10 protein-coding genes and 1 pseudogene are annotated in these 8,457 nt (G+C 46.2%); 5 read left to right on the forward strand and 6 right to left on the reverse strand.

Annotated elements, in window-relative coordinates; all coding sequences use genetic code 11:
* The 3 genes and pseudogenes from ACLOR3_RS01920 to ACLOR3_RS01930 all read left to right on the forward strand — a co-directional run.
* Positions 1-283 (forward strand): annotated as a pseudogene (locus tag ACLOR3_RS01920) (hypothetical protein); the annotation flags it as partial.
* 87 nt (positions 284-370) lie between these two features.
* Positions 371-1,543, forward strand: coding sequence for an aminoacetone oxidase (gene aao / locus ACLOR3_RS01925; RefSeq protein WP_129269955.1), 1,173 nt, complete (start codon positions 371-373; stop codon positions 1,541-1,543).
* Between the two features lie 197 nt (positions 1,544-1,740).
* Positions 1,741-3,078 (forward strand): sodium-dependent transporter, encoded by a 1,338-nt coding sequence (locus tag ACLOR3_RS01930; RefSeq protein WP_129269953.1) that lies wholly within the window; start codon positions 1,741-1,743, stop codon positions 3,076-3,078.
* Positions 3,079-3,118: 40 nt separating this feature from the next.
* On the opposite strand, the gene ACLOR3_RS01935 is transcribed toward ACLOR3_RS01930, so the two are convergent.
* From ACLOR3_RS01935 to tsaB, 6 genes are all read right to left on the reverse strand, one after another.
* A complete protein-coding gene (locus ACLOR3_RS01935) occupies positions 3,119-3,790 on the reverse strand; it encodes a hypothetical protein (protein WP_229046236.1) in 672 nt (223 codons plus the stop codon).
* 122 nt (positions 3,791-3,912) lie between these two features.
* Positions 3,913-4,242 carry an AzlD domain-containing protein gene (locus ACLOR3_RS01940; RefSeq protein WP_129269951.1) on the reverse strand — a complete coding sequence of 110 codons (330 nt, stop codon included), beginning with the start codon at positions 4,240-4,242 and terminating at the stop codon, positions 3,913-3,915.
* Positions 4,229-4,924, reverse strand: coding sequence for an AzlC family ABC transporter permease (locus tag ACLOR3_RS01945; RefSeq protein ID WP_156676971.1), 696 nt, complete (start codon positions 4,922-4,924; stop codon positions 4,229-4,231). Before ACLOR3_RS01945 ends, ACLOR3_RS01940 begins: the two co-directional genes overlap by 14 nt.
* Before the next feature lie 86 nt (positions 4,925-5,010).
* Positions 5,011-6,033 (reverse strand): tRNA (adenosine(37)-N6)-threonylcarbamoyltransferase complex transferase subunit TsaD, encoded by a 1,023-nt coding sequence (tsaD, locus tag ACLOR3_RS01950; protein ID WP_129269949.1) that lies wholly within the window; start codon positions 6,031-6,033, stop codon positions 5,011-5,013.
* Positions 6,023-6,460, reverse strand: a complete 438-nt coding sequence (rimI, locus tag ACLOR3_RS01955) for a ribosomal protein S18-alanine N-acetyltransferase (protein ID WP_412036936.1) — start codon at positions 6,458-6,460, stop codon at positions 6,023-6,025. Before rimI ends, tsaD begins: the two co-directional genes overlap by 11 nt.
* Positions 6,457-7,140 carry a tRNA (adenosine(37)-N6)-threonylcarbamoyltransferase complex dimerization subunit type 1 TsaB gene (gene tsaB / locus ACLOR3_RS01960; protein WP_411400096.1) on the reverse strand — a complete coding sequence of 228 codons (684 nt, stop codon included), beginning with the start codon at positions 7,138-7,140 and terminating at the stop codon, positions 6,457-6,459. Before tsaB ends, rimI begins: the two co-directional genes overlap by 4 nt.
* Positions 7,141-7,423: 283 nt before the next feature.
* Here tsaB and ACLOR3_RS01965 point away from each other — a divergent pair, with 283 nt between their 5' ends.
* Together ACLOR3_RS01965 and ACLOR3_RS01970 are read left to right on the forward strand one after the other, a co-directional pair.
* Entirely contained in the window at positions 7,424-7,654 is a 231-nt protein-coding gene (locus ACLOR3_RS01965) for a DNA-dependent RNA polymerase subunit epsilon (RefSeq protein ID WP_006595537.1), read from the forward strand.
* A 3-nt stretch (positions 7,655-7,657) separates the two neighbouring features.
* Positions 7,658-8,457: ribonuclease J (locus ACLOR3_RS01970; protein ID WP_412036937.1), on the forward strand; the 800-nt coding region annotated here is incomplete at its 3' end.

An 8,457-nucleotide genomic window follows, 5' to 3' on the forward strand; every position in this document is an offset into this window, starting at 1 on the left:
TAACAAGGTGGACGGACGTAGACTTATGGACCATAAGCTACAAGTCTATGGTTTGATGGAACTAAGCCTTAGTGACTACGGAAAGCCAGACCTCTACTATCAAGAGCTCGACTTCTTGCTCGGCGATCTCTACGAAGAGCTCTGGGAAATGGCGGCAGAAGCCAAATACGCTGCTGGGAAGAAAACCAATCAGCTCTTCCCACGCTGGGGTCCTGAAATCGGCATTTACCCACCTAAGCGTTATTCCATCCACCTCCGTCAAAATCCAGACGAAGACAATTAACTCATAAAAAGTGGAGCCTGGGGACAGGGTCCATTTTTTATGTTACAATGAACTGGAAATAAAACGAGACGAGAAAAAGGAGACCTTATGAACCACTACGATACCATTGTCATCGGAGGAGGCCCTGCTGGTATGATGGCCACCATCTCCAGCGCCTTCTACGGGCAAGCAACCCTCCTCTTGGAAAAAAACCGCAAACTAGGGAAAAAACTAGCTGGGACTGGTGGAGGCCGGTGCAATGTGACCAACAATGGAAGCCTGGACGATCTCCTAGCAGGCATTCCAGGAAACGGACGTTTCCTTTACAGTGTCTTTTCTCAATTTGACAACCATGATATCATCCGCTTCTTCACAGAAAACGGGGTCAAACTCAAGGTCGAAGACCATGGTCGTGTCTTTCCAGCTTCAGATCGTTCCCAAACGATTATTCAAGCTCTGACAGATAAGATTGCCGAACTTGGCGGTCAAGTCCGCTGCCAGGTAGAGGTAACCTCTGTGAAGAAAATCAATGGACAATTCGTCATCAAATCCAAAGATGAGACCTGGACTGCAGACCGCTTGATTGTGACAACTGGTGGAAAGTCCTACCCTTCGACGGGTTCTACCGGCTTTGGCCACGATATCGCTCGTCACTTTAAGCACACTATCATGGAACTAGAAGCTGCTGAAAGTCCCCTCCTGACAGATTTCCCCCACAAGGCCCTTCAAGGGATTTCCTTAGACGATGTGACCCTCCACTATGGCAAACACCACATTACCCACGACCTCCTCTTTACCCACTTTGGCCTATCTGGCCCGGCCGCCCTTCGCATGTCAAGCTTTGTCAAAGGAGGAGAGATCCTAACACTAGACAGTCTCCCTCACTATTCTAAGGAAGAACTCTCAGCAATCCTAGAGGAAAATCGTGAGAAGTCCTTAAAGAATGTTCTGAAGGCCTATCTGCCAGAACGACTGGCGGAATTCTTTGCCCAGGATCTTCCGGAAAAGGTGAAACAACTCTCCCCAAAAGAGGTGGATGCTGTACTAACTAAGGTCAAGGAACTTCCTATTCCTGTAACAGGGAAGATGTCCTTGGCCAAATCCTTTGTGACTAAGGGAGGTGTCAGCCTCAAGGAAATTAATCCCAAGACCTTAGAAAGTAAGTTGGTCCCTGGTCTTCATTTTGCTGGGGAGGTCCTGGATATCAATGCCCATACAGGAGGATTTAACATTACTTCTGCCCTCTGTACTGGTTGGGTGGCCGGAAGTCTCCACTATTGACAGCTTTTTCAAAAGATGTTAGGATTATTTTTAGAACAAATCCAGCAACAAACATAAGAGTCGTCTTCTTAGAGATGTCACTTTGCGTTTTTATGGCTATTTAGTTCGTACTAAATAGCCTTTTTCTTTTGTCTATGAAAGAGCCTTTGCTGGCCTTTGCTTTCTTCCTATATTTGAATTAGAAATGGAGAATCCATATGGAAAAATCTCAATGGGGTTCCAAAATTGGCTTTATCCTAGCCTCTGCAGGTTCTGCAATTGGGCTTGGGGCTGTTTGGAAGTTCCCCTATATGACCGCCGCTAACGGGGGCGGAAGTTTCCTTCTTGTTTTTTTGATAGCAACTCTACTTATCGGTTTCCCACTCTTACTAGCTGAATTTACTCTAGGACGTGCAGCTGGTGTTTCTGCTATTAAGACCTTTGGAAAGCTCGGTGGTCGTCGCCTTTATGATGGGATTGGTTGGATCGGTGCCTTTGCCCTGTTCATCCTCCTCTCCTTCTATAGTGTTATCGGTGGCTGGATCCTGATTTATCTAGGAGTCGCCTTGGGAGAGTTATTCCAACTTCTCTCAGTTAGTGACTATACCCAGCTCTTTGGAGAGATTATTTCAAATCCCTGGTTGGCTCTTGGAGCCCAGGCCATCTTCATCCTCCTCAATGTCTTGATTGTGTCCAAGGGGGTCGAGCAAGGGATTGAAAAGGCCTCAAAATTCATGATGCCACTTCTCTTCATTATCTTCTTAGTCATGATTGGTCGTTCCTTGACCTTACCTGGCGCTTGGGAGGGAGTCAGCTATTTCCTCAAGCCAGACTTCTCCAAGATGACTAGCCAAGGTCTGCTCTATGCTTTGGGCCAATCGTTTTTCGCCCTCTCCCTAGGGGTGACGGCCATGTTGACCTATGCTTCCTATTTGGACAAGGACACTGACCTGGTCCAATCCGGGATTTCCGTCGTCTTCATGAATATCGCCGTTTCCATCATGGCGGGCTTGGCGATCTTCCCAGCTATGTCAGCCTTTCAAATCCCTTCTACTAGTGGACCGGGACTCCTCTTTGTAGTCCTTCCACAAGTCTTTGATAAGATGCCTTTTGGAACTCTCTTCTACCTGCTTTTCCTTCTTCTCTTCCTCTTTGCGACTATTACCTCATCCGTCGTCATGTTAGAGATTAATGTCGGGAACGTCACCAACCAAAACAACAAAAAGCGGGCTAAATGGAGCCAAATCATTGGTCTTCTGACCTTTGTATTTGGGATCCCATCTGCCCTTTCCTATGGAGTACTATCCAAGTGGACCCTCTTTGGAAAATCCTTCTTTGATTGCATGGACTTTTTGGTTTCCAACCTCCTCATGCCTTTTGGAGCTCTCTGCCTCTCCCTATTTACAGGCTATATCTTTGATCAAGTCCTAGCCCAAGAAGAACTAAAGGTGGGAGAAGAGAAAACCAAGCACTTCTTCTTCAAGCTCTGGGTTTTCTTGCTTCGCTTTGTGATCCCAATCGTCATCCTCATTGTCTTTATTACACAATTTATCTAAAACAAAATCCACGACTCCTTAGGGATTCGTGGATTTTTCTTTATTTTGTAAGGGAAACACGGAAATCATTGTATTTGTTATAATCAAAGTCTTCATTAAGCCCTGTTACAAATACAATCGGTGTATAATGGCCCTCTTCTAAGATGAAGCCGGGTTTTACCTTCATATTGGCTCCCCCAAGTCCAGCAATCCCTGGAAGAAGGGCATCAAAAGCGCCAGGTTCGTCTGTTTCCCAGTAATAGACATTACCAGATGCTTGAACTGCCTTGGCTTTCGTTGTTGCAGTACGAACAGGATTCAAATCAGCTTGATAAAAGTTCGCTGTTGTAGTGACCGTACCGTCTGCAGCCACGGTCATTTGAACATCTTTGGCAATTTCGGTTGTTCCTGTCCAAGTCCCTACCAGCTCTTCTGGCACCATTTGAGACGAATCTGTGGCCTTATCAGTGCTTGCTGCACCAGATCCTGCAGCGGTTTGACCTGAGTTTCCTGCATCTTGAGAAGCAGCTTGTGCCCCTTCTTGCGAATCCGTTTCAGTAGATTTTGTCTCTTTCTTACCAGAAGCTGCCTTTGTTTTTTTCTGACTAGACTTCACCGTCGTTTGTGCTTCTTTGGCAGAAGATTTGTTCTCTTCTTTTTTTGAACCACAGGCTACGAGTAGGCTTGCAGAAGTTAATCCTAAAAGTGCTAAACTTGTCCATTTTTTCATCATGATGATCCCTCACTTCATTTGATAAAAACTATTATATTACAATATTACTCAATGTCAAGTATTTTTGAAATATTTTTGTAATATTTGTAACAAACAGTAATCTATCTAAAAATTCAGGGGATTCAGGCGACAAGCAAACGTGAGAGGGCAACCAAGACAATCCCGAATAGAACCGTACCCATTAGATTTTTGTAGCGAAAGGCTACTATCATGGTCGGAATGGTTGCGACCAGATCCACCCACCGGACCTGAGGAAGCTGGCCTACTTTCCCCTCTACCAGACTGGAAAGGATCAAGGCAAAAATAATAGCAATGGGGAGGTATTTTAGAAAACGCAGAACTGGATCTGGCAGCCCCCGGTATTTGACCAAAACGAAGGGCAAAATGCGCGGAATCCAGGTGACCACTGCGGACGTCAAAATAACTAAGAAAATCCAACTATTCACGCGCATCGCACATCACCCCCACGAAACAGCCTGTTAAAGTAGCCACTAAAACGGCCAAGGATTGGGTCAAAAAGAAGGTCAAGAGGAAAAAGCTAAAGGCCACAGCACCTAAAACAAGGAGCAAGGTAGCCATCTTCTCCGTCAAACGCATACCTTGAAACTGACCTGCAAAAATCCCAATAAACATAGCAACTAAGGCGAAGTCCAGGCCGAAGGCACTAGGATTGGGCAAGAGAGACCCCAGGGCTGTCCCCAAAATGGTTGAGGAGCCCCAGGCCAGATAACCGACCACATTATTGCCATGCATCCAGGGAACAGTGATCCGGTCACTTTTCAATTTTTCACTCAAATAAACCCCGTAACTTTCATCTGTCAACAAACTACCAATTCCAATATTATGGACCAGGCTAGCCTCCTTAAAATCAGGGGAGGTATGCAGACTCATGAGCATATTACGCAAATTGATGAAAAAGACGGTTAAGGCAATATTCATGAGGGACGAATGAACCGCAATCAAAGAGATCATCGCAAACTGAGAAGCCCCTGCGTAAACCAAGAGACTCATCAAGCCCATTTCTAAAGGGGAGAGATAGGGAGACGCCACCACACCACAGGCCAAGCCAATACTGATATAACCCAAGGCTGTCGGAAGGGCATCCCTGACCCCCTGCTGAAAATTCTTTTCCACTCTTTCTTCCTTTCTTTTTTGATGCTCTCTATTATAACAAAAAAGGGACGGGAATCGTCCTCCCGTCGTTTATGTTCGTTTTTTAACTAATCTAAGTTCTCTTCTATCGGATCAAAAGCAAGGCTAGGCTTAGCATTGAGGTCTAATCTAGCAAAATTTCCCTTATTCCATTCGCTGACACTGGCATAGGCAATCATCCCCGCATTGTCCCCGCAGAGGCGTAGAGGAGGAATGATGACCTTAACATCTGTGATCTCAGAAGCCAGGCGTTCACGTAATCCTTGGTTGGCCGCGACTCCTCCCGCCACCACCAGGGTCTTAACAGGGTATCTTTCTAGGGCTTTTTTAGTCTTGGCCATCAAGATATCCATCACCGCTGCTTGGAAGGAAGCCGATAGGTCTTCCTTGGACAGGCTCTCGCCTTTTTGCTCGGCATTGTGGTGGAGATTGATAAAGGCTGATTTGAGCCCTGAGAATGAGAACTCCAGATTGTCTTCCTTGATCATGGCACGTGGGAAATCGTAGATATCCTGACCCTTATGTGCCAACTCGTCAATCTCACGACCGGCTGGATAGGTCAAGCCCATTACGCGGCCGACCTTATCATAGGCCTCACCCACTGCATCATCACGTGTTTCCCCAACGATCTTATAATCACCCGCCTCCGAGACATAGACCAACTCAGTGTGTCCTCCGCTGACCAGCAAGGCCAAGAGCGGAAATTCTAAAACCTCAACGCTTTGAGCGGCCATCAAGTGCCCTGCCATATGATTGACAGGAATCAAAGGAATCCCATGGGCCCAAGCAAAGGCCTTGGCTGCAGCAAGACCGACCAAAAGAGCTCCAACCAGACCTGGTCCGTAAGTTACCGCAACCGCTGTGACTTCTTCTTCTGTAATTCCCGCTTCTTCTAGCGCTTCCTCAATACAGGCCGTAATGACTTCGACATGGTGCCGACTGGCAACTTCTGGAACCACTCCCCCGAAGCGTTTATGGCTTTCAATTTGGCTGGCAATAACATTGGACAAGAGTTCTGTGTCATTCTTTAAAACGGCAACACTGGTCTCATCACAAGATGTTTCAAATGCCAAAATATATCTATCCTTCATTTGCTTCCCTTTTCATCATAATGGCGTCTTCGGTAGGTGCATGATAATACCCTTTCCGGCAACCAATTTCTTTAAATCCTTGTTTCTGATAGAGAGTCCGAGCCGGAGTGTTTCCTTCTCTCACCTCTAAAAAGACCTCTTTCTCCTGAGGAACAGTTTCTAGTAGATGACGAGCAATCCCGCGCCCTTGCCACTCTTTTCGAACAGCAATTTGGACGACCTCTAGCTCATAGAGAGTTTCTTGCATGGCCAAGAAGCCGACCAATGCTTCCCCACTATAGGCCAAGGCATACCAATTTTGAGCTTGACCGATATCCGCTAGGACTTGCTCCAAGGTCCAAGGACTTTGTCCATAGACATTGTCTAAGATTTCTACCAACTGAGGGGCTAAATCGAATCGCCCCACCTCCTTCTCGATTCGGATCATAGGCGTTTGATGTAGGACTGACCGGACTCTTGATGGTCCTTGAGCCAGTTTTCTTCAGCTTCTACCCGCTTGAGGTAGTTGGGCACAAAGCCATGAACGGAGACAGCTTCTTTTGTAAGTCCTAGTCGACCAATCCGTACCGCATCCGGTAGGGTTTCTACCATCTGAGCATTTGGCAAGGCTTCTTGTATCTGCTCACGAAAGGCCTCCACTTCCCCAAGGAAGGTTACCTTTTCAGCTCCCTTTACTCTTTCTAATACGGCTTCAAAAGAAAGGTGAGCCTCCGGGTAGACCAGCTGATCCTCTTGGTAAAAGCCCGCATAGACATGGTTGCGCCGCGCATCCATGACTGGAATGGCCAGACCTTCTATCTCTTCTGGTACCAAGGCTAGTAAGCTCGACACCCCTACTAAGTCAATCTTTAGCGTTTGAGCTAGGGTTTTAGCCGTTGCTACCGCGATCCGTAAGCCAGTATAAGATCCAGGCCCTTCTGCTACTACGATACGGTCTAAATCCGTCGGTTTCCAATCAATGCTGGCCATCAAAAATTCAATGGTAGGCATCAAGGTAATGCTGGGGTTTTTCTTGATCGTCAGTGTCAACTCTGCTAATCGGTTTTCTTCCTCCAAAAGGGCAACGGATAGGGCCTTACTGGAGGTGTCAAATGCTAATACTTTCATGTTTTCTCCTCGTTGTCTGCTTCATATTATACTACAAATAGACGCCAAACGGTAGAGGAAGCACCCCCAGACTGTGAAATCACCTGCTCTCTATCCCTTCTAAAAAAGCGCTTCCTTCTGCTCTCAGAACCCGCTTGCATCTTTTCCTTCGAGCCTATTTATGGTATAATGAATAATAATTGTATCGAATCAGGACAAAAGAAAGCAAGAATAGGTGTCTCAGCTAGCTACTAGCTGTTTCTTTTCTGCTACAGTCCGAACAAGTGAAAGGAACCGAAACGAAATGATTTACAAAGTTTTCTACCAAGAAACAAAAGAACGCAACCCTCGTCGTGAAACGACTCATGCCCTCTATCTCGATATTGATGCGAAGAATGAGTTAGAAGGACGCATTGAAGCTCGTCGCCTTGTTGAAGAAAATACATCTTACAACATCGAATTTATCACTCTCTTGTCAGACCAACACCTAGAATATGAAAAAGAGTCTGGCGCATTTGAAATTACGGAGTTCTAATCCATGGCATATACCTTAAAACCTGAAGAAGTTGGTGTTTTCGCCATTGGAGGTCTCGGGGAAATCGGTAAAAATACCTATGGGATTGAATACCAAGACGAAATCATCATTGTAGATGCTGGGATCAAGTTCCCTGAAGATGATTTGTTAGGGATCGATTACGTGATTCCAGACTATTCCTATATCGTTGAAAATATCGACCGTGTCAAAGGTGTCTTGATTACTCACGGACACGAAGACCATATCGGAGGAATTCCCTTCCTCTTGAAGCAAGCCAATGTGCCAATCTATGCTGGACCTTTGGCCCTAGCCCTTATTCGTGGAAAATTAGAAGAGCATGGTCTCCTTCGTGGTGCCAAACTCTATGAAATCAACCAAAATACGGTGCTGACCTTTAAGCATATTAAAGCGACCTTCTTCCGGACGACCCACTCCATTCCAGAACCTTTGGGAATCGTTCTTCATACGCCTCAAGGAAAAATCGTCTGCACAGGAGACTTTAAATTTGACTTCACACCTGTTGGTGAGCCGGCCGACCTTCACCGGATGGCTGCACTAGGAGAGGAAGGCGTCCTCTGTCTGCTTTCTGACTCAACCAACGCGGAAGTCCCAACCTTTACCAACTCTGAAAAAGTCGTTGGCCAATCCATTATGAAGATTATTGAAGGCATTCATGGACGCATCATCTTTGCTTCCTTTGCATCCAACATCTTCCGTCTCCAACAGGCTGCAGATGCCGCTGTTAAAACTGGCCGCAAGATTGTTGTCTTTGGACGCTCGATGGAAAAAGCCATTGTCAACGG

Origin of the sequence: Streptococcus intestinihominis (assembly GCF_046824975.1) — a bacterium.
Lineage (GTDB): Bacteria > Bacillota > Bacilli > Lactobacillales > Streptococcaceae > Streptococcus.